Source organism: Streptosporangium nondiastaticum (assembly GCF_003011965.1).
Taxonomy (GTDB): Bacteria; Actinomycetota; Actinomycetes; order Streptomycetales; family Streptomycetaceae; genus Streptomyces; species Streptomyces nondiastaticus.
Map to the genome: position 1 here is coordinate 95,581 of NZ_PXWG01000008.1, position 20,884 is coordinate 116,464.

The 20,884-nt window shown below is 69.2% G+C and carries 16 protein-coding genes and 2 pseudogenes; 2 read left to right on the forward strand and 16 right to left on the reverse strand.

Features of this window, described 5'->3' with window-relative positions:
- Positions 1-138: 138 nt before the first annotated feature.
- Positions 139-3,432, forward strand: coding sequence for an AAA domain-containing protein (locus B7P34_RS06220; protein ID WP_106674781.1), 3,294 nt, complete (start codon positions 139-141; stop codon positions 3,430-3,432).
- 89 nt (positions 3,433-3,521) lie between these two features.
- Here the strand turns inward: B7P34_RS06220 and B7P34_RS06225 are convergent, their stop codons facing one another.
- The 8 genes and pseudogenes from B7P34_RS06225 to B7P34_RS38285 all read right to left on the reverse strand — a co-directional run bounded on the left by B7P34_RS06225 (position 3,522) and on the right by B7P34_RS38285 (position 11,358).
- Positions 3,522-4,448 carry a hypothetical protein gene (locus tag B7P34_RS06225; protein WP_223267555.1) on the reverse strand — a complete coding sequence of 309 codons (927 nt, stop codon included), beginning with the start codon at positions 4,446-4,448 and terminating at the stop codon, positions 3,522-3,524.
- A 311-nt stretch (positions 4,449-4,759) separates the two neighbouring features.
- Positions 4,760-6,181 (reverse strand): MFS transporter, encoded by a 1,422-nt coding sequence (locus tag B7P34_RS06235; RefSeq protein WP_106674784.1) that lies wholly within the window; start codon positions 6,179-6,181, stop codon positions 4,760-4,762.
- Between the two features lie 57 nt (positions 6,182-6,238).
- On the reverse strand, positions 6,239-6,577 hold the full coding sequence (locus tag B7P34_RS06240; protein WP_106674785.1) for a Clp protease N-terminal domain-containing protein: 339 nt from the start codon (positions 6,575-6,577) through the stop codon (positions 6,239-6,241).
- A gap of 386 nt (positions 6,578-6,963) precedes the next feature.
- A complete protein-coding gene (locus B7P34_RS06245) occupies positions 6,964-8,184 on the reverse strand; it encodes a cytochrome P450 (RefSeq protein WP_106674786.1) in 1,221 nt (406 codons plus the stop codon).
- Between the two features lie 30 nt (positions 8,185-8,214).
- Complete coding sequence (locus B7P34_RS37290; RefSeq protein WP_286157449.1) at positions 8,215-8,469, reverse strand: aminotransferase class V-fold PLP-dependent enzyme; 255 nt, start codon at positions 8,467-8,469, stop codon at positions 8,215-8,217.
- A pseudogene (locus B7P34_RS38280) lies at positions 8,435-9,163 on the reverse strand (aminotransferase class V-fold PLP-dependent enzyme). The gene B7P34_RS37290 and the pseudogene B7P34_RS38280 overlap by 35 nt, the downstream one beginning before the upstream one ends.
- Positions 9,164-9,291: 128 nt before the next feature.
- A complete protein-coding gene (locus B7P34_RS06265; RefSeq protein WP_106674790.1) occupies positions 9,292-10,548 on the reverse strand; it encodes a flavin-containing monooxygenase in 1,257 nt (418 codons plus the stop codon).
- A gap of 51 nt (positions 10,549-10,599) precedes the next feature.
- Positions 10,600-11,358, reverse strand: a complete 759-nt coding sequence (locus B7P34_RS38285; protein WP_223267556.1) for a hypothetical protein — start codon at positions 11,356-11,358, stop codon at positions 10,600-10,602.
- A gap of 133 nt (positions 11,359-11,491) precedes the next feature.
- Between B7P34_RS38285 and B7P34_RS06275 the strand changes: the two genes are divergently transcribed.
- Positions 11,492-12,058 (forward strand): helix-turn-helix domain-containing protein, encoded by a 567-nt coding sequence (locus tag B7P34_RS06275; RefSeq protein WP_435693949.1) that lies wholly within the window; start codon positions 11,492-11,494, stop codon positions 12,056-12,058.
- 21 nt (positions 12,059-12,079) lie between these two features.
- Here B7P34_RS06275 and B7P34_RS39660 read toward each other — a convergent pair.
- The 8 genes and pseudogenes from B7P34_RS39660 to B7P34_RS06320 form a co-directional block, all read right to left on the reverse strand.
- Positions 12,080-12,262, reverse strand: a pseudogene (locus B7P34_RS39660) (hypothetical protein); the annotation flags it as partial.
- Positions 12,263-13,036: 774 nt separating this feature from the next.
- Positions 13,037-14,365, reverse strand: a complete 1,329-nt coding sequence (locus B7P34_RS06290) for a class I SAM-dependent RNA methyltransferase (RefSeq protein WP_106674793.1) — start codon at positions 14,363-14,365, stop codon at positions 13,037-13,039.
- Positions 14,366-14,459: 94 nt separating this feature from the next.
- Positions 14,460-16,511: an APC family permease gene (locus tag B7P34_RS06295; RefSeq protein WP_106674794.1), complete on the reverse strand. Its 2,052-nt coding sequence runs from the start codon at positions 16,509-16,511 to the stop codon at positions 14,460-14,462.
- A gap of 105 nt (positions 16,512-16,616) precedes the next feature.
- Positions 16,617-17,720 (reverse strand): cytochrome P450 family protein, encoded by a 1,104-nt coding sequence (locus B7P34_RS06300; RefSeq protein ID WP_223267557.1) that lies wholly within the window; start codon positions 17,718-17,720, stop codon positions 16,617-16,619.
- Positions 17,717-19,333 (reverse strand): cytochrome P450, encoded by a 1,617-nt coding sequence (locus B7P34_RS06305; RefSeq protein ID WP_223267558.1) that lies wholly within the window; start codon positions 19,331-19,333, stop codon positions 17,717-17,719. Before B7P34_RS06305 ends, B7P34_RS06300 begins: the two co-directional genes overlap by 4 nt.
- On the reverse strand, positions 19,330-19,971 hold the full coding sequence (locus B7P34_RS06310) for a GTP-binding protein (RefSeq protein ID WP_106674796.1): 642 nt from the start codon (positions 19,969-19,971) through the stop codon (positions 19,330-19,332). The genes B7P34_RS06305 and B7P34_RS06310 overlap by 4 nt, the downstream gene beginning before the upstream one ends.
- Entirely contained in the window at positions 19,949-20,275 is a 327-nt protein-coding gene (locus B7P34_RS06315) for a DUF742 domain-containing protein (protein WP_286157450.1), read from the reverse strand. The genes B7P34_RS06310 and B7P34_RS06315 overlap by 23 nt, the downstream gene beginning before the upstream one ends.
- Before the next feature lie 32 nt (positions 20,276-20,307).
- The gene (locus B7P34_RS06320; protein ID WP_106674797.1) at positions 20,308-20,739 is read right to left on the reverse strand and encodes a roadblock/LC7 domain-containing protein; all 432 of its coding nucleotides are present in this window, start codon (positions 20,737-20,739) and stop codon (positions 20,308-20,310) included.
- Between the last annotated feature and the right edge of the window lie 145 nt (positions 20,740-20,884).

Genomic DNA, 20,884 nt, shown 5'->3' on the forward strand with positions numbered 1-20,884 from the left:
GACGCGTCAAGCGCCGCAAGGCCGGTGGTCACCAGTTGGTCTGCGTGCACCGGCCTGATCCACTGGCCTGTGCGCCGCCCGTTGCCAGGGGTAGGTTCTCTGTTCCGGGGCGAGACACCGTTATTTGGGGGGGCAGGGGTGGGGTGGCGCGAGGAAATCGCGGCTGCGCTGAGCGAGTGGATAAATGTCGAGGGCGGCGCAGGCAGGCAACCCCGTTGGCAGCGCATCGGGCGAGCAGCACGTACCGGGGAGGCCGGCACGTATGCGGTGGACCTGCGCGGCTCCGACATCGGACCTGACCAGCTTGACGGCCTACGGCTCGCCGGGCCGGAGCACAGCAGTGTCGAATCGGGCGGCTTCACCGTATCCGAGACAGTGCAGAACGGTTCCCTGCTGACCGTACGAGTGGCCCGGTTCGCCGAGCCCACGGACCCTCACTTGTGGATGCTGAAGCAGGCACCGGCCTTCCTCATCGAAGCCCTGCGCGACGGCATTGCCGGCCTCGGAGAACACCCTCTCGCCGCCGCTCTGGCAGCGGGCAGCATCGGCGGGCCCCGGTCGAAGAGCGGGGCCCCACCCGGTTTCCATCCCGCCCAGCAGGACGCATACCAAGCCTGTCTCGGCGAAGGAGTGCACCTGGTGTGGGGGCCGCCGGGGACAGGCAAAACCACGGTGCTGCGGCGGGCCATCGGCGAACTCATTGCCCGGGGAGACCGGCTGCTGCTCGTGTCCGCGACCAACATCGCCGTGGACAACGCTCTGCTGGGCGTGATCCGGGACCGGAAGCACGGCCCGGGAGACATCGTCAGGGTCGGCCCGCCGCATCTCAAGGAGGTGGCCGAGGACGCGTCCGTATCCCTGCCGCTGATGGTGAAGGCGCGGCTGGCCGAGGCCGCCGAACGGCGCAGCTCGCTCGAGGCCGAACTCATCACGGTCAAGGACCGCGCAGCCGAACTGGCATCCCTGGAAGGCGCTCTGGCCGGTTTCGATGCCTCCGCCTATTTCTCGGCACTGAAGGTGCTGCGCACGCCCGGCGGGGACCTGGCGTCAGCTCGGGCCCAAGCAACGGAGGCGCGGAGGCAGCACTCCGAGGTAGTGCGGCTGCACGAGCGAACGGTCACCGCGGCACAGGCCGCCACCGCTCGCAATGAGGCGGCCGAAGCGTCTCGTGAGCAGTGGCGCCAAGTGGACCGTTTGTCCAACGAGATCACTGACATACGCAAGGCGGCCGAGCGCAAAGAGGCCGCGGCACTTCTGGCTGAAGGCCGCTGCGCTCCACTGCGCGAGGAACTAGTCACTCTCGAAGCCAGGGGAACATGGGCGAAGCGGCGGGCCCGCGACAGGATCGCGGAGCTCCGGCAGCAGCTGTCCGATGCCGAACGTTCTGCCGCCACTGCCCAACAGGCGGCGCTTGAGGCGCGGAACACGGCCACGACCCACATCGCGGCCCTCGGTGCACAGATCACGGCGCTGGTCGATGCCATCCCCCTCACCGGCGAGCAGGCTGCCTCACTCGCGGCCGAGGCCGACGCCGCCGTCACGGCTGCGGAGCGGGCTCGGCAGCTCCGCGAGGGCTGGGATCGGGAGGTGGCCCGGACCGCCGAGGTCGTGGTACGGGCCGAGCAGGCCCACGAGCTGACCGAACAAGCCGACCGCAAGGGCTGGCCCACCCAGTTCGACCGTGCACGCCGCTTGCGGTTGAGCGTGGCCGCCGACGACGCTCGCCGCCCCGGGCTTGAGAAGGAGTACCGGAAGGCCCAGGAGGAGTACGAGCGGCTGGCTCGCAACGCCCAAGGCGAGATCATTAAGGCCGCGAGGCTGGTTGCGACCACACTGGCCCGATTCCGCACCAACCGGTCCGTCCTCGAAGGTCCGTACGACGTCGTGCTCGTGGACGAGGTGGGCGCCGCGACCCTGCCCGAGGTGCTGCTCGCTACGGGCAAGGCGAGCCGCGCCGCGATACTGCTCGGGGATTTCATGCAGCTCGGCGCCGTCATTCCGGCGGCGCTCAAGGACCAGGAGCGCGCCGACATCAAGCGCTGGCTGCTCCCGGATGTGTTCGCGCACTGCGGCATAACCGAGCCGGCCGACGCACAAGGCCATCCCGCCTGCATCACCCTCACCCAGCAGCACCGCTTCGGCCCGGCCGTCATGCGGCTGGCCAACGACCTCGCGTACGGGGGCATGCTGGGCGGTGGCTCCCAGGCGCGAGGGCGGCGCGAACCGAACGACCCTGAGATCGTGCTGATCGACACCGACGGACTCCACGAACTGGCCAGGCCCCAGCTGACGGGCAGCCGCAGCGGCTGGTGGCCGGCCGGTTCGCTGATCGCCCGGGCCCTGGTGGAGTTGCACGGCGAGCTGGGCGAGGAAACGGGCGTCATCACCCCCTACCGAGCCCAAGCGGATGCCACCCTGGAAGCTCTTCGGGACGTCGAGGGGCCGGCAGGCCATGCCCTGGCCGAAGTCGGCACGGCGCACAAGTTTCAAGGGCGGGAATTCGACATAGTCGTCTTCGACACGGTCGAGGGTGACCGGAGCAGTCGGCCCCTGTGGATGGCCAACGCCCACCGCCAACCTGCAGCGTCTACATGGCCCCGCGACGGTGTCCGCCTCTTCAACGTCGCCGTCACCCGGGTGAAGACCCGGCTCTACGTCATCGCCAGCATGGAACGTCTCAAAGCCGCAGGAGCGGCAACGGTGCTGGGACAGGTCGCAGCCCTCATCGGCACACCGGGTTTCCGGGTGCTGCACGCCAGGAATCTGATCACCCCACCGACCGCTCCCGTGCCTTTCCGAGGCGAGTTCGGCAGCGCTCTCTCGGACGTACTGAGCCGGCACGTCGAAGTGACGGAGGTCGATGACGAGCGCGACTTCTACCGGACGTTCTCGGAGGAGATCCGGCGCGCGCGACGGTCCCTGTGGCTCTGGGCTCCCTGGGTCGCGGGCCGCCTGCGCACGCTCCTGCCGGAACTCCGAGCCGCTGCGGACCGGGGCGTACGGATCAACGTATTCATTCGCGACGACACCGACCAGCTCCAGAAACGGCGGGACAACCAGGCACTGATCTCAGACCTGCGAGCCGTGGCGCACTCGGTGGTGCCCATGAACGTCATGCATCAGAAGATCGCGGTGCTCGATGAGCAGACGATCATGCTCGGCAGCCTCAACGTGCTCTCCCAGAGCTGGACCCGGGAGATCATGCTGACGATGCGCGGCGCTCACTTCGCCAGGAAGCTACTGGAGCAAGAACACGCCGAGACCTTCGCGGCACCACCGAAGTGCGGCCGTTGCAACGGCAACGAGATCGAAATCCGTCGCCGCAAGAACGGCGCTTGGTTCTGGCGCTGCTACGCCACCGCCTGCAAGACCAGACCGAACGGCAGGACCAACGCCTGGACGCAGGACATCCGGATGCGGTCGGGGCGATAGCCCACGTGGGAGCGAACGGACGGAGCGGCCGGAAGAGCGGCGCCCCGCCCGGCGCCTGCTGCCGCGCACGTTGACTCTGGTTGGCCGCCTTACCGGTCGACGAAAACGACCTCGTACTCGCCGGCGGTGGGTGGGAGGCCTGTCTCGGCCGTGTCGGACTTGGCGTTGACGACAGCCAACCGGTTCTCGAAGGCGATGGCGGTAGCCGGGAACTGGAAGGCGTCGTGGGTGATGACGTTTTCGACAGTGCCGGACGTGAAGTCGGAGCTCAGCCGGACCCGGGACACCTCGTTGACCCGGTTCTGCACGACCCACAGCAGTCGGCCGTCCAGCACGAGGCCGTCCGCCTTGGGGACGTCGACACCTTCGATCGTCCGGCTGGCACCGGTTTCCGGGTCGACGGTGTAGATCCTGCCGTTGGCGGTGTGCGAGACGATCAGGGGCGATCCGGTGTCGGGTGCGACGATCCCGTTCAGATTGAACTCGCCGCTGACTTCGGCTGCCGGGCCGGTGACCGGCACGGTGGTGGCCGGCTTGAGCTCGCCGGCAGGGCTGATCGGCACGAAGTACAGGACGCAGCACGAGGAGTCGGTGAAGTAGGCGCCCCGCTCATTGACGTAGACCTTGTTCACCAATGTCGACGCGAGATCGTCGATCTTGCCGAGCTGATAGGTCGCGACCGTCTCGCCGGTCTCGAGGTCGTATACGTATGCCCAGCCAAGACCGCCACCGACGAACAGCCACCCGTGCTTGAGATCGGTCCACAGACCCATGGCCAGCCGGCCTTCCGGGACCTCGATGAACAGCTCGGCGGTCCGACGCTTGAGGTCTCCCCGGTAGATGTGACCGAGGAACAGGTCGCCGTAGTAGAAGGTGTTGCCGGCTCCCCTGGCGATCCCTTGTGTCGACCTGACGCCGGGAAGCACCATGATGTCGGTGTCCGGCTCGTTCGATAGCCTCATGAGTTCGCCCCGTTCAGTCATCTGGGGATCGCCGTGAGGAAAAATCTCGCGCATCCGGACCACTATGAATAAGCCCTGCAAGTGCGGACGATGTAGCGCGCGGGAGTGCGCGCGAAGGTGCGCCACTTATGGAACTGCCCATACCGCGAAACCTCGCCCGCACCTGCTTTTATGCCAATATCCAGCCAAACCTCGCCTCCCACGCCCGTTCAGGCCGCGACGATCGTGATGGAAGCACTGAACGATCCCGGCTGGGGCATGTTCGTCTGGCTCGCCTTGACCCGTCGCCACCCGGGACACACACTCTCCGATGGCCGCTGCATCGCCGACTTTCGCGTATCCAGCGTCGGCCCAGGACGTGACCTTCACGGCGTCTGTGGTTTCCGGGACGGGACGAGAACCAGCGCGATCAGCGCGGTGACGATGGCGACGGCGGTGAACACCGTGTAGGCGCTGGTGAATCCGTCGATCGTAGGTGTCCTGGCAAGTCCCGCGGCGGCAACGGTCGAACCTATCCCGACAAAGATGGCGGAACCGGTCGGGTTGAACGTGTAGACGGTGGCCGACACCACCCCGGCCTCCTGCTGAGCGACCCCACTAAGAGCGGACGTGGTCGCGGAGACGAACACCATGGTGGCGCCCAGCGCGAACAGGATGACGCCGGGAAGAGCCAGGACGAAAACGTTGCTCTGCGACGACAAGGCGCTGAGAAGCCCGTTGCCGATGGCCACCAGGCCCAGTCCGATGAACGCGACCAGCCGGGCGCCGAGCGGCTCGACCAGTCGCCCGCCCAGAGTGGCACCGACCACGCTGGCCACGGCGGCGGGCAGGAAGAACAACCCGGCCGACAGCGCACTGTAGCCGTGCAGGTGTTGCAGGTACTGCGAAGTGATGAAGACGTCCCCACCGGTCACGCCGGCGGCGGCGAGCATGAGAAACGCGCCGCTCGCGACCGGACGGCGGGCCAGCATTCCCGGGCGCATCAAGGGATTCCGCACGATGCGTTCGACGAACGTGAACACCACGTACAGGACAATCGCGGCCGCGATGGGCACCAGCGTGCCGACGTCCGCCCAGCCGTTGTTGCCGGCGTTGATCACGCCGTAGATAAGTAAACCGGTGGCGGCAGTGGCAGTCACCGCGCCCAACATATCGACGCGCCGGTTGGCGCCTTCGATCCGACGCTCCGGCACCAAGGCCCGGATGGCGATCAGCAGGACGATGCCGATCGGGATGTTGATGACGAACACCCAGCGCCAGCCGGGGCCACTGGTGAGAAGTCCGCCGGCGAGCAGGCCGACGGTGAAACCAATGCCGCCCAGGGAGGACCACACGCCGAGCGCCTTGTTACGTTCGGTGCCCGTGAACACGCCGGTGAGTGCCCGGAGCGCGGCCGGCGACATCATCGCGGCCCCGACGCCCTGGCAGACACGGCCACCGATCAGCATGAACCCGTTCTGCGCCAAGCTGCCGGCCGCGGAGGCGAGCGTGAAGACCACCAGGCCGGTCAGTAACATCGTCCGCGCGCCGAAGATGTCCGCGAGCCGCCCACCGAGCAACAGCAACCCGCCGAGGAACAGCACGTAGACACTGACCGCCCAGGTGAGTTCCGACAGCCTCAGGTCCAGGTCGGTGCGAATGGTGGGCAGAGCAACGTTGATGACGTTGGAGTCCAGCATCAGCATGAACTGCGCCATGCAGATTGCCACAAGCGCCTTCCAGCGATTGGGGTTCACGGCCGCCTGCGGCTCCGCTGGAGCACGCACCGGACCTTGCGAAGAAGACATCACCGGCTCCTAACTCAGATCTCGACGGCATTGCCACCCCGGCCTTGGGGCACCGCCCTAACGGCAACGCCATAACTGGGCCGAAGGCTTCGGCCATCGCGTACGCACCTGTTCCGGGGTTGTCTCGGTGGCGAGGAACTTCGCTGCCAGGCCCACCGGTTGGCTGAGCAGGCCGAGGACGATGCGCTCAGTGCCGCCGCAGTCGTGGCCGGCCGCGCGGGCTTCGTCCTCGCTCGCGGCAATGTCCGCGCGGGTTCGGGGCGTGAACCGTTCGTAGATCGCGGCGTCGGATACGGACCTGGCCACCGCGTCGGTCAGGTGTCTGAGCGCGTCGCCGTCCGGGCGCCGGCTGGTCACGTGATGGACCAGATCACCGACTGCGGTCGGCTCATTCATGAGGCAACCTTAGGTTGACAACCCCTGCTTGTCAACCTGGAGATGACAGGAGATCGGTCAATCGTTTGCCCGCCGCCGCTCGGCCATCCAGCCGACCTCACCGAGACCGGCCGCGCCCTCCAGCCCGAGCCGCTCGGACAAGTGGACCGACGGCTCCAAATGCTGAGCGAGTCGAGGCCGACGCCCTCCAGGCCGATTTCGAGAAGTGCGGCCTTTTTGTTAAGTTCGAGCCCTTGTTCCGGAATGCGTTTGAGATCCTCGTTCACGGTCGCTCCTTCCCGTCCCGTCACCCGGTATCACCGGCGACTGGTTGACAACCCTTTCCGCTGTCGGCTCCGTCCCCGGGACGCACGACGAGTCACCCAGCGTGCCCACTGCCGGGCGCTCTAAGCCGAGATCGGCAGTCGCACGTAACCGTGCAGGGCCAGCCCGGGACGGCGCTCACCTGGTCCGGCGAGGGCCAGCTTGGGGAAGGCGCGGAGCAGCGCAGGGAACGCGACGTGGGCCTCCAGCCGGGCCAGTGCCGCGCCGAGGCAGTAGTGCATGCCGCCGCCGAAGGACATCGGCGACTCGCCGTTGCGGTCCAGGCGCAGCCGATCCGGCTCGTCGAACACCTCCGGATCACGGTTGGCCGCTCCGAGCACCAGCATGGTGCGCTGGCCGGCCGCGATCGGCTGTCCAGCGACAACCATGTCCTCAGCGGCAGTACGGGCGAACAGGAACTGCAGCGGAGTGTCGAACCGCAACAGCTCCTCAACCGCCGGCCCGACCAGGCCGTCCTCGCTGCGCAGCCGGTCAGCCTGGTCGGGATGGTCGAGCAACGCGACCAGGCCGTTGGCGAGTAGTCCGGTGGTGGTTTCAAAACCAGCGGCCCACAGCAGACCCGCCATAACCGTCACTTCCTCGGCGGACAGGCCGGGATTGCCGTCAGCCGGAGCCACCAGGGCGGAGATCAGGTCGTCGCGCGGATGAGCGCGGCGATGTGCGGCCATGTCATCAAGGTAGTCACGGATGACCACAGCGGCCGAATCCGCCTTCTCCACGGTGGCCGGGTCCTGCGCGTTCACGACACCAGTCCAGTCTCTTACCAGCGTCTGGAACATCGGCCGATCCGCACTGGGAATACCAAGCAGCTCACCGATAACCGTAACGGGCACCGGATACGCGAACTCGTCGACAAAACAACACTCGCCGGAAAGCCGGTCCAGCGCGTCGGCAACGGTCTGCTCGACAGCGGGCCGCAGCGCAGCCACCCGACGAGCGTTGAACGCTCCAGCCACCAGCCTGCGCAGCCGGGTGTGCTCGGGCGGGTTGAGATGCCCGAGACTGGTGAAGAACAACCGCAACGAGGGGCGCTCCCGCCAGTTCGTGTAGCCCATACGAACCAGCATCTCGCCCACCTGCTTGGGCAGCCGTGTATCGCGAAGTGCGCCGTCCGCCAGCCGGTAGCCGATGATCACCAACTCGCCGTCCGGTCCGGTGATCGCCGGGCCGAAGGCGTGCATCCGTTGGTACGTGGAGTACGGATCGGCCTGAGCTGCTGGATTGGTGAGCAACTCAGTGACCAGTTCGGTCCCTGTCTGTTGCACTGGAGAATTGAACTTCATCGTTGTCGTCCTCCACCTCTTCTGGCCGGCTCAGCTGGGCAGGAGCAGATCGTTCGGGTATTCGTTCGACCAGAACCCCTTCTCCATCGTCCACACCGGCTCGATGAACAACTCGACCTCGGACATGCTGTTGTAGACACCGAACGACGCGCCTACGGACCCGAGGGTCCCAAGGCTGTTCATGAAGGAAGCGGCGCAGTGCACGCCGGTACGACCGGCGATCCCGGACGAGTTGAAACGGCCGCCGACGTCATGAGGGTGCACGCCATCCACATTGAAGGACACGATGCCCCGGGTACCTGGCCGCCGTACACGGTGACGCCGTCCTGGGCGCGTAGCCCCTCGGCGGCGCGCGTGGCCGACGCCACGTCGTGAGGCGCTCCGCTTTGTCGTACAGCACTCCAGCCCCATGTGGACCGTACATCTTGTGCGCCGAGAAGGCGTAGAAGTCGACGTCGATGTCCCGCACGTCCACGGTCCGGTGCGCAACGGCCTGGGTGCCGTCCACCACCATGACAATGCCGTGCCCGGGCGCCTCCGTGAGGATCTCGCGCACGGGGCTCTCGGTGCCCCGGACGTTGGAGACGTGGGCCACGGCGATCAGGCGCGTCCGTTCGGTGATCTTCGCCCGGAACGACTCCAGCAACAGCTCGTCGTTCTCGTCCACGGCCGCGACCTGCAGAGTGGCCCCTGTCCGGGCACAAAGTCACCGCCACGGCAACAGGTCCGAGTGGTGCCCGAGCCCGCTGATCAGGCCCTCGTCACCGGCCGACACGGCCTGCGGCCCGAAACCCTGGGCAACCAGGTTCAACGCCTCGTTCGCGCTCTTGGTGAACGCGATTTCCGGCGCCTCGGCGGCGTTCAGGAACACGCGAACGCACTCACGTGACCGCGTGAAACGTTCCGTCGTTGCGAGAATCGGAAAATCGGCCCGCACATCACGGTCGAGCCCGGACGGGGCGGTTTGCTCAGCTGTCATCAGCGCACCTCGCTGAGAGGCAAGAAGGCGTCGGTAGTCGCGGTGCCGGACCCACCGAACAACGTTCGCGAGCCCGGACTGTCACGAGCAAGCCGAAGGGGAGCGCACAAAAGTGCGCACCTGCGGCGTCAGGATGCGTTTCGGGCGGCGATGTGCTCCACGATGTGCGCGGCGTCGGCGCCGGCGCCGACAAACACCGACGACGCCACGGAGTGCAGCCAGGGCAGGCCAACCGCGTACAGGCCGGGCTGGGTGGTGACGCCCCTGGCGTGCCGTGGGTAGCCCCATTCATCGAAGACAGGCAGATCGACCCAGCCGAAGTCGAGTTGGTACCCGGTCGCCCACACCACGGAACCGATCCCGGCGGCGGCCAGGTCGAGCTCGGTGCTGGTGGCCGGAACGGCCGAGTCGCTGGGCGCGGGACGGTCGTCGGGCGGCGCGTCGATCTTGGCCGCCGCGATGTACGCGTCGAACAGCCGCCGCTGCGTCTTGTCGAACTGGGTCTCGACGAACGCCAGCCGTTCGGCGAGGTCGTCGGTGAACCGCACCGTCGTGCCGTCCGCCGACTTCAGCCGGCCGTACAGCCGAACGCCTTCCCTGCCGAGCTGCCGCAGGTCGATGCTGTGACCGCCGCCCTGGCCGGACAGGATCGGGTTGCCGTCGAACCGCGCGGCCGGCGACTGGAGCTTCATCTCCACGCCTACCTCGGCGCCGTGCTGGTGGATGCTGAGCAGCCACCAGCCCAGGTCGCGGCCTCGGTACCGGCGGGGTGCGGCGGGCTTCTTCGACACCGACAGGTGGACCTCACGGCCTGCCCGATGCAGTTCCTCGGCGATCTGCGCGCCGGACTGGCCTGTGCCGACCACGAGCACCGCGCCGTCAGCCAGTTGCGTGGGCCTGCGGTAGTCGTTGGTGTGCAGTTGCTGGATGTCCGCGGAGATCTTCTCTGCCGCGGCCGGGATCCTCGGCCGCGGGTACGGTCCGGTCGCCAGCACGACGTTGCGGGCCTGGAAGGTCGTACCGCTGGTGTACGCCACAAGGCCACCGTTCTCGGCGGCCAGGCGGTTCACGTTCGTCGCAAGCCGGACCGACGGGTTGACCTGCGACGCGTACCGCGACAGGTACTTCAGCACGTCGTCGCGGGGCATGAAGCCATCCGGGTCGTCACCGTCGTACGGCATCCCCGGCATCAGGAGCGTGAAGTTCGGCAGTACCAGGCAGAACTCGTCCCACCGGTCGTTCCAGCCGCCGCCGAGGCGGTCCCGCCGGTCCACCACGATGTGGTCGATTCCAGCCTTGGTGAGCCAGTAGCTCGTGGCGAGCCCGGCCTGACCACCTCCGATCACGAGCGTGTCCGTACGCTCCACCCTCCCCCTGCCGGTCATGATCGGTCCCTCCCGTTTTTCTTGATACGTCTGGTGGTTATTGCCGTACGGTCATTCGGCTGGACGTCGCACCGCGCGCAGCACCGCGTCGGTGGGCGTGATCGGCCGGCTCTCCGGGTCGGTGGCCGGGCGTTCGGCGGCCAACGTGGTGATGTCCCACTCGGGTCCAGCAGGATGGCGGCGTCCTCGGCGGTGAACATCAGGCGCGGCAGGCACGGACTGCGGAGCGTCGGTACGTCCAAGTCGGCCGGGTGGTGACCGACGACGAGCAGCGTTCCGCCCGGACGGACGGCCGCGGCCAGCTTGCGATGCATGGCCTGGAGTGCGGGCCTGGGCAGCTGCAGGTCTGCGCGGACACCAGGTCGAACTGCTTCCGTGCGAGGCGAGCCAGATCGCATCCCAGCCTCCGCCGATACCGACGTTCGGCGCGGTGCCGGCCGGGAGATCGGCGGCGGTCGTTTCCACATGCAGGTTGGCTTTGCCGCTCCAGACCCGTTTTCCCTCCCCGTACCGCTCCTCCGAGTAGGTCGGTGCCAACACCTTGATGGTGAGCTCGGCGTCCTCAGCGACGAGGTCGCCGCTGATAGCGGCGCCGGCGGCGGCCGCGCTCACCATCTGCGCATTGAGGTCGTCAGCCACCTCAACGGACTCCACCGGCTCAGTGAGCACCCTGATGTCCCAGGTGGTCAACCGGGCCACGTGCTGTTCGGTCAGCGCCGGGGTGGCGTGCTGAAAGAAGGTCACTTCCGAGGTCAACTGCCGGAACATCAGCGCCTGGCGCACGGCCCATTCCAAGTGCATGGCGAGCACGCCGACGGGCTGGTCGCGCCGCTCAGTCCCGCGGCGCCGCCGCCGAGCACGGCGGCATCGAACTTCTTCTTCATGTCACCAGCATCTGTTCCCGTCGGCGGGCGGACCAACTAACTTTGCAGGAATGGCAAACATGGATGAGGTGCTGACCGGAGTCGGGTCCCGGCTACGCGCGATTCGCAAGCAACGCGACACGCCCCTCACCGACGTGGCGACCGCGACCGGCATCTCGGTTTCCACACTGTCGCGGCTGGAGACCGGCCACCGCCGGCCCACGCTCGAACTGCTGCTGCCGCTCGCCCAGGTCTACGGCGTGCAGATCGACGAACTCATTGGCGCGCCACCAACCGGTGACCCGCGCATCCACATGCGTCCGGTGCAGCGCAACGGCATGACGTTCATCCCGCTGACGCGGCGGCCCGGCGGCCTGCTGGCCCATAAGGCGATCATCCCGCCCCGACGCCGTCCGCCCATGCAGAAGTCCCACGAGGGCTACGAATGGATGTACGTGCTGGGCGGCCGTCTTCGCTTACTCCTCGGTGACCAGGACCTGATCCTCGGCGAAGGCGAGGCCGCCGAGTTCGACACCCATGTGCCACACTGGTTCGACAGCGCCGACTCCACGCCCGTCGAGGTGCTCATCCTGTTCGGCCGCCAAGGCGAACGCGCCCACCTCCGCGCCCGCTCCACACCGCGCTGACTCCCTGAAGGAAATCCCCAGCTTGTCGGCGATCTGCCGATTGCTGAGTCCTTCCGGGAGCAGTTCGATGACGTCCCGCTCCCGCGGGTTGAAGTAGGGCTGCGGCCCACGACGGTGGCGGCGGTCCTGCCTCGCCCGATCCGGCACGTTCGAGAAGATAGCTCGCGACGGGCATGGGTCCCGCACAAGCACGAGTTCGGCCACAACACTTCATGTCAGCGGCTTCGTCAGTAACACCCGTCCCCGACAACCCAATTTCGATCACGGAAAACGTATCCGTAACGGGCGGTAGCAGCAGCGCCGGGGACAGGAGGTATCCGCAAGGTGGTGGACTGACCGATGAACGGCGGGAGTTCCATGAATGGATCCGCCTGGAAGCGGCCGGGATGTTCGCTGAATGTCTGCCGAACGGGCTGATCGCGAAGCGATTACGGGTGAGCGTACGTTCGGTCCAGCGGTGGCGGCAGGCACACGAGGCCGACGGGGGAAGCCGCACTGCTCTCGAAAGGGCCCGCATCCTGCCCGAAGCTCAGCGACAAGCCGTTCGCGGCGCTGGAGGAAGAGCTGGACAAGGGGCCGGTTACGCACAGCCGGCGTGCCAGACCTGGACCCTGGCCAGGATCGGGACGCCGGCCAGGATCGGGACGCTGATCGGACACCGGTTCACCGACCCCGGCCAGTTCATCCGGTCACTCCACCATGGCCTCCGCGGAAGAGGCCCTCGTTGATCACCCCGGCGTCACGCCCGCACTTGTACTCGATGACGACTGGGGCCCCGTTTTCACCGATGCCCAACGTACGGGGATCGCTGGGCGCGCGGCAATCTCAGTCACAGCGCCCACTCAACCCGGATCTCAGCCGCCGGGTTGAGGGGCACTCCGCACCCTCCGTTCGCCTCCTCGGCGAGCGTCACATGAGCGTCAAGATTTCACCCTTAACGTCCATAGCGCGCATCATGCACACCAGGTAAACCGCAGGTCAGGCGCGGTTTCCCGTGGGCTTGAGGATCGCAACGCACTCGACGTGATGGGTCATCGGGAAGAGGTCGAACGCCCGCAGCGTCGCCGGGGCGTAGCCCTCCTCCGCGAAGTACTTCAGGTCGCGGGCCAGGGCTGCCGGGTCGCAGGCCACGTAGGCGATGCGGCGGGCGCCCAGCGACGCCAGCTGGCGGATCGTCTGCTTGCCGGCGCCGGCGCGGGGCGGGTCGAGGACGATGATGTCGGCCTCCTTGATGCCCGTGCGCGGGAGGACCTGCTCGACCTTGCCCTGTTCGATGCGGACGCGGTCGAGGTCCTGGAGGTTGTGGCGGGCGTCCTCGACGGCGCGCTTGCCGGATTCGATGCCGAGGACCGCGCCCTTCTCGCCGATGCGCTCGCCGAGGGCGCCGGCGAAGAGGCCGACGCCGCAGTAGAGGTCGAGGGCCATGTCGCCCTTGCGGGGCATGAGGCCCTGCATGACGGCCTTGACCAGGGTGTCGGCGGCCTGCGGGTGGACCTGCCAGAAGCCGCCCTCGCCGACGCGGTAGGTGCGCTCGTCGGCGCGTTCGCGGACGAAGGGGCGGCCGTGGACGCGGTGGACCCGCTTGTCCTTCTCGCCGACGCGCATCACCGAGACCGGCTTGTCCAGCTCCACGATCGGGAGGCGGCCGCCCGGCTTCGGGGTGAGGATGACCTGGCGGTCCGCGGAGCCCGACGCGGCGATCGCCTCGACCGTCGCCATCTGCGGCCACTCGCGCTTCTCGATGCCGAGCTCGCTGACGCCCGGTGCCGCGATCATGCAGTGGTCGATCACCTGGACCTCGTGCGAGCGGTGCTTGCGCAGGCCCGCGCGGCCCTCGGCGTCGACCGCGTACTGGACGCGGGTGCGCCAGGCGGGGACCTGGCCCGCGGGGAGCTTGTCGCCCTCGGCCGGCATCACGGTGCCGTCCCAGCCGGCCTCCTCGGGGGTGAGGCCCGCCAGGCGCTGCAGCTGCTCGGCGATGACCTCGCCCTTCAGGCGGCGCTGGGCGCCCGGCTTGGCGTGCTGCCAGTCGCAGCCGCCGCACTTGCCCGGGCCCGAGAAGGGGCAGGGGGCCGGCACGCGGTCCTTCGACGGCTCCAGGATCTTCACCGCGTCCGCGCGCAGGAAGCGGGACGTCTCCTCGCCCTCCGTCACCTTCGCGATCACGCGCTCGCCCGGCAGCGCATGCCGGACGAAGAGGACCCGGCCCGACTCCGTGCGCGCCACGCAGTGGCCGCCGTGGGCCACCGGGCCCACCTCGACCTCGTACTCCTCGCCGACCAGCGATTCCTGCGGTTCGTTCTGCATGGGGGTCGGCTCCAGGTACGTCAAAGGGTGAGGCGGGACAGCCGTCCAGTCTACGTCCCACCTCACCCTTCGGATGACGCGCTACCTCGGCGCGCTACTTTTTGGTCGCCGCCTTCTCCTTCTTCGGCTGCGACACCGGGCCGCGGCGCACCGACCCCGGCGCGTTCCACTCCGCCCGCTTGCGCGCCCGCAGCTTCGCCGCCTCCGACGAGTCGAGCTGCCACGGCACCGACGTGACCATGACGCCCGGCGTGAAGAGCAGGCGGCCCTTCAGGCGCAGCGCGCTCTGGTTGTGCAGCAGGTGCTCGTACCAGTGGCCGACCACGTACTCGGGGATGTAGATGCTGACGACGTCGCGCGGGCTCTCCTTGCGGAGGCTCTTGACGTAGTCGATGACCGGGCGGGTGATCTCGCGGTACGGCGAGTCGAGGATCTTCAGCGGGACGTCGAGGCCGCGGCGCTGCCACTCGTCGCGCAGCAGCTTGGTCTCGGCCGCGTCGACGCTGATGCTGAGCGCTTCGAGGGTGTCGGAGCGCATGAGCTTGGCGTAGGCGAGGGCCCGCAGCGTCGGCTTGTGGATCTTGGAGACGAGGACGATCGAGTGGACGCGGGAGGGGCGGACGGTCTCGTCGCCCGGGCCCTCGTCGGCGGCGATCTCCTCGGCCACCCGGTCGTAGTGCTTCCGGATCGCCGTCATCGTCGCGTAGAAGATCACCATGCCGAGCAGGGCGACCCACGCGCCGTGGGTGAACTTCGTCAGCAGGACGACGACCAGGACCAGGCCGGTGAGGAAGGCGCCGAAGGTGTTGATCGCGCGGGAGCGGATCATGTGGCGGCGCTTGGCCGGGTCGGTCTCCGTGGCCAGGTGGCGGTTCCAGTGCCGGACCATGCCGGTCTGGCTGAGGGTGAAGGAGACGAAGACGCCGACGATGTAGAGCTGGATCAGCTTCGTCGAGTCCGCGCCGTAGATGTAGGTGAGGACGGCCGCGGCGCCGGCCAGCAGCACGATGCCGTTGGAGAACGCCAGGCGGTCACCGCGGGTGTGCAGCTGGCGCGGCAGGTAGCGGTCCTGGGCGAGGATCGAGCCGAGCAGCGGGAAGCCGTTGTACGCGGTGTTGGCCGCGAGGAAGAGGACCAGCGCGGTGGCGGCGGCGAGCACGACGAAGAAGAACGAGCCGCTGCCGAAGACCGCCTCGGCGACCTGGGAGATCACCGGGTTCTGGGTGTAGCCCTCGCCCACCGGCGAGCCGTTCTTCAGCAGGTCGGTGGCCGGGTTCTCGGCCATCCGGACGTTGGTCGCCATGGCCAGGCCGATGATGCCGCAGAACATCGTCACGGCCAGGCCGCCCATCAGGGCCAGCGTCGTGGCGGCGTTCTTGCTCTTGGGCTTGCGGAAGGCCGGCACGCCGTTGCTGATGGCCTCGACGCCGGTGAGGGCGGCGCAGCCGGAGGAGAAGGCGCGCAGCAGCAGGAAGACGAGGGCGACGCCCGCGAGGCCCTGGTGCTCGGCGTGGATCGTGTAGTCGGCGGTGGGGGCCTTCATGGTCTCGCCCATGAGGAAGCCCTTGATCGCACCCCAGAAGATCATGACGAAGACGCCGCCCACGAAGACGTACGTGGGGATCGCGAAGAGCTTGCCGGACTCCTTGACGCCGCGCAGGTTCATCAGGGTGAGCAGCACGATCACGCCGATGGCGCAGGCGGTCTTGTGCTCGATGACGAACGGGATGGCGGAGCCGAGGTTCTCGATGCCGGAGGCGATGGAGACCGCGACGGTCAGGACGTAGTCGACGAGCAGGGCGCTCGCGACGGTCAGGCCGGCCTTCGGGCCGAGGTTGACGTTGGCGACCTCGTAGTCGCCGCCGCCGCTGGGGTAGGCGTGGACGTTCTGGCGGTACGAGGCGACCACCGTGAACATCAGCACGACGACGGCGACGGCGATCCAGGGGCTGAAGTGGTAGGCGGACACGCCTGCCGCGGAGAGCACGAGGAGCACTTCGCCCGGCGCGTACGCCACGGAGGAGAGCGGGTCGGAGGCGAAGACGGGCAGGGCGATGCGCTTGGGGAGAAGGGTTTCTCCCAGCTTGCTGCTGTGCAGCGCCCGGCCGATCAGGATCCGTTTCGGCAGGTCGGTCAGTTTGGACACAACAGAGGATCGTAAGCGCTCACCCGTACGGTCGCCCACCCGCCACCCGCCGGAGCGGGAATGTGGCCCACGCCTCATCCCCGGTCCGGCGTACTCCGCGGCGGTTCAGCCGTGCAGCAGGGCCGGCAGCGCCCGGTGTCCGTTCGAGATGAACGACTCGACCGGCTGCAGCTCCCCCTCCCCGGCCGCGAGCCGCAGCCGCGGGAAGCGGTCGAAGAGGGCGGGCAGGGCGATGGCCGCCTCCAGCCGGGCGAGGGGCGCGCCGAGGCAGAAGTGGACGCCGTGCCCGAAGGCGAGGTGGTCCTTGACGGCCCGGGTGACGTCGAAGCGGTCCGGGTCCGCGCCGTGCAGCTCCGGGTCGCGGCCGGCGGCGGCGTACGCGGCGAGGATGGCGTCGCCCTTTCGCAGGGTGATGCCCGCACTGGTTTCGATGTCCTCGGTGGCGTAGCGCAGCGGGAGGCTCGCGACGGGGGAACGGTGGCGCAGGGTCTCCTCGATCACGTCGTCCCAGCTCGCGGCGCCCGAGCGGACCAGGGCGAGCTGGTCCGGGTGGGTGAGCAGGGCGTGGACGGCGTTGTCGAGGAGGTTGACGGTGGTCTCGTGCCCGGCGCTGATCACCAGCAGCAGGGTGTCGAGGAGCTCCTGCTCGCTGAGGCGGGAGCCGTCCTCCTCGCGGGCGGAGATCAGCACGCTGGTCATGTCGTCGCCGGGGGCGGTCCGCTTGGCGGCGACGAGGGCGCCGAGCAGCTCGTAGATCCGGGCGTACGTGGCGGTGACCTCGGCGGGGTCGGCGGAGGTGTGGAAGATGCTGTCGACGCAGTCCCGCAGGCCCTCGCGGAGGTCCGGGTCGGTCACGCCGAACAGCTCGCAGATGACCTGGATGGGGATCGGGTACGCGTAGCGCTCGCGCAGGTCGACGGTCTCGCCGGGGGCGGTCGCGGCCAGGCCGTCGAGGAGGTCCGCGGTCAGCGCCTCGATGCGGGGGCGCAGGGCGGCGGTGCGGCGGGCGGTGAACGCCTTGGCGACGAGGGAGCGCAGCCGCTTGTGGTCGGTGCCGTAGGCGGTGAACATGTTCCGCACCGCCACCCAGGTGAACAGGGGCCACTCGGGCGAGATGTCACCGTTGGTCCAGGCCGGCCAGTGCTGGTTGGGGTCCTTCGAGACGCGCGGGTCGGTCAGGAGCTCCTTCAGCAGCGGCTGCGTGGTCACTGCCCACGCCACCACTCCGCCAGGAAGCTCCACGGGCGTCGCGGCGCCGCGGGCCCGGACCCTGGCGGCCTCCCCGTGGATGTCGCTGCCGGTGGCGTCGATCCGGAGGGGGGCGGGCTGAACCGTGACGGCGCCGGGCCGGCGGTCCGTGCTGGGCTTGCGTTCCATCGGCTGTCTCCAGGGAGGTCGGCCTGCTGCGGGGACGGGGCGGACTGGGGCTGCTCGTACGGCGGTACGGGGCCGGGCCCGGGGCGGCGCACGGCCGAGAGGTCGTGCACGGGGGCGGGCCGCGGGCCGGCCGGCGGGGCCGGGGGGAACCGTACGGGCAGCGCGGTCAGGGCGCGGTGGAACGGGCCGGGCCGCCAGACGAGGCGGTCGGCGGGGACGGCGAGTTCGAGGTCCGGCAGCCGGTCGAGGAGCTTCTCGACGGCGACGGCGGCGATCAGGCGGGCCGCGTCCTTGGCCGGGCAGTGGTGGGGGCCGGCGCTCCAGGCGAGGTGGGCGCGGTTGCCGGTGCGCCGGGTGGTGAGCAGCGCGGGGTCGGTGTTGGCGGCGGCGAAGCTGACGACCACGGGCTCGCCGGCGGCCAGCGGCACACCGCCGAAGTCGACGTCCTGCACGGGGTAGTGGACGCCGTAGTTGGCCATCGGCGGGTCGAGCCAGAGCACCTCGTCCAGGGCGTCCTCGACCGGCATGCTGCCGCCCGCGAGGTCGCCCGCGAAGCGGTCGTCGGAGAGCAGCAGCCGCAGGGCGTTGGCGATGAGGTTCTGCTGGGGCTCGGTGCCGGCGCCGATGAGGACGACGTGCTGGTGGATCAGCTCCTCGTCGCTCAGGCGGGCGTGGTGGGCCATCAGCCAGGACGTCATGTCGGCGCCGGGCTGCTCGCGCTTGAGGGCGATGAGCTCGACGAGGCTGCTGGTGATGAGGGCGTCGGCGCGCTCGGCGTCGACGCCGTCGAAGATGCCGGAGAAGCCCTCCACCAGGCGGTCGCCGAGCTCGGGCGGGCAGCCGAAGAGCTGCTGGAAGACCAGCAGCGGCAGCACCTTGGCGTACGCGCCGAGCAGGTCGGCCTCGCCGAGGCCGGCGAAGCGGTCGATGAGGGTGTCGGCGCTGCGCTCGACGTAGCCGCGCAGGGCGTTGGGGTCGATGCGCGCGAGGGAGTCGGTGACGGCCTGGCGCAGCCGCGTGTGGGCCTCTCCGTCGGAGAAGAGGCAGTTGGGGCGGTAGGCCATCATCGGCACGACCGGGTTGTCCGGGGCGACGCGGCCGTCGGCGAGGGAGCGCCAGCGGCGGGCGTCCTTGCCGAAGATCTCGGGGGTGCGGAGCACTTCGAGCGCGGCCCGGTAGTCGGTGACGAGGGTCGCGCGGGCGCCGGGGGCCAGCTCCACGGGGGCGGCCGGGCCCAGGGTGCGCAGCCGGGCGTAGACGGCGTGCGGGTCGGCCGCGAAGTCGGGCCCGTACATGGGGGTGGGGGGCCCGGGGGCCCAGGCCCCGGCGGCGTGCTCCTGGTACTCCTGTTGCTGCTGATACTCCTGGTGCTGCTGCTGGTACTCCTGGTGCGCCGGGCAGCCGGGCGGGGGCACGGCGCCCCCGTCGGGGCGGGGGTGGTTCACGCGTGCTCCCGTGCGGTGCGCCGCTGCAGGTACTCGACGAGGGCGATGAGCGCGCGGGTGGACGAGACCCGGTCGCGGGCGTCGCAGGTGACCAGGGGGGTCTCGGGGAGCAGGTCGAGCGCCTCGCGGATCTCCTCCTCCGGGTGCACGGGAGCGCCGTCGAAGTGGTTGACGGCCACCCCGTAGGGCAGGCCGAGCTCCTCCAGCAGGCCCATGACGTCGAAGGACTGCTCCAGGCGGCGGGTGTCGGCAAGGACGAGCGCGCCGAGCGCCCCCTGCGTCATGTCCTGCCAGAGGCGGGTGAAGCGCTGCTGGCCGGGGGCGCCGAAGAGGTAGAGCACCAGGCTGTCGCTGAGCGTGAGGCGGCCGAAGTCCATGGCGACCGTGGTGGTGGTCTTGCCCTCGATGCCGGCGAGGTCGTCGACCCCCGCGCCGGCCTGGGTCATGGTCTCCTCGGTGCGCAGCGGCCGGATCTCCGACAGCGAGCCGACGAACGTGGTCTTGCCGACGGCGAAGTGGCCGACGACGAGGAGCTTCGCCGCGGTGCTCACGGTGCGCCGCAGGTACAGCTGCTCGCCGGCGGCGCCGGGAACGGGCTCGACGGGACCGACGGGCTCAGAGGCGAGCGCGAAGTCCATCCAGCACCTCCTGCAGGATCTGGGCCTCGGGGAGTTGTGCCGAGGGGATGGGGGCCCGGGTGATGAGGTGGCCGCTGTCGACCAGGTCGCCGAGCAGCACCTTGGTGACGCTCACGGGCAGCATCAGGTGCCCGGCGATCTCAGCGACCGACAGGGGGCCGCCGAGGCAGAGTTCCATGAGCCGGCGCTTCTCGGGGCTGAGCCCGGTGAGCGGCCGGTCGTACTGGGCCAGGACCAGGGTGACCAGGTCGAAGGTGTTGCGGGTCGGGTGGGCGCGGCCGTCGGTGACGACGTACGGGCGCACTAACCCTCTCTCGTGCCTCGGCGCGGGCGGGGTCATGCCGGGGCGCCCGAGCCCTGCCAGGTGCCCGCGCGGGGCGGGCTGGTCAGCTCCTTGCCGAGCCGGTCGACGAGCTTCTGCATGCGGTACGTGACCGCTTCCATGTCGACGTGCTCGGTCGCGGACACCGCGAGGTACGCGCCCGGGCCGGCCGCGATGAGGAAGACGTAGCCGTGGGCGAACTCCACGAGCGTCTGCCGCCAGGGGTTCTCCTGCTGCGCGTGGTTGCAGAACTCGGAGGTGGAGCGGCTGATGGACTGCAGGCCGGAGAGGGCCGCGGCCTGGCGCTCGGCCTCGTCGCGCTCGATGCCCTGCGAGCGGGCGCGGAGCATGCCGTCGGAGGAGAGCAGGATCGCGTGCCGGGCTTCGGGCATCTTGACGACCTCGTCCAGCATCCAGCCGAGTTCGTTGTTGAGGTGGTCGTTCACGCGCGGGGGTTCCCTTCGTCGTCTACGGGGGCGGGGGTGCCGGGGGCTCCGGGGGGCGCCTCGTGCGCCGGTGTCCCGTGCAGCGGGCCGACGGGCGTGCCGGCGGCCGGGGTGCGGCCCGCTCGGGTGCCGCGGGCGAAGGCGC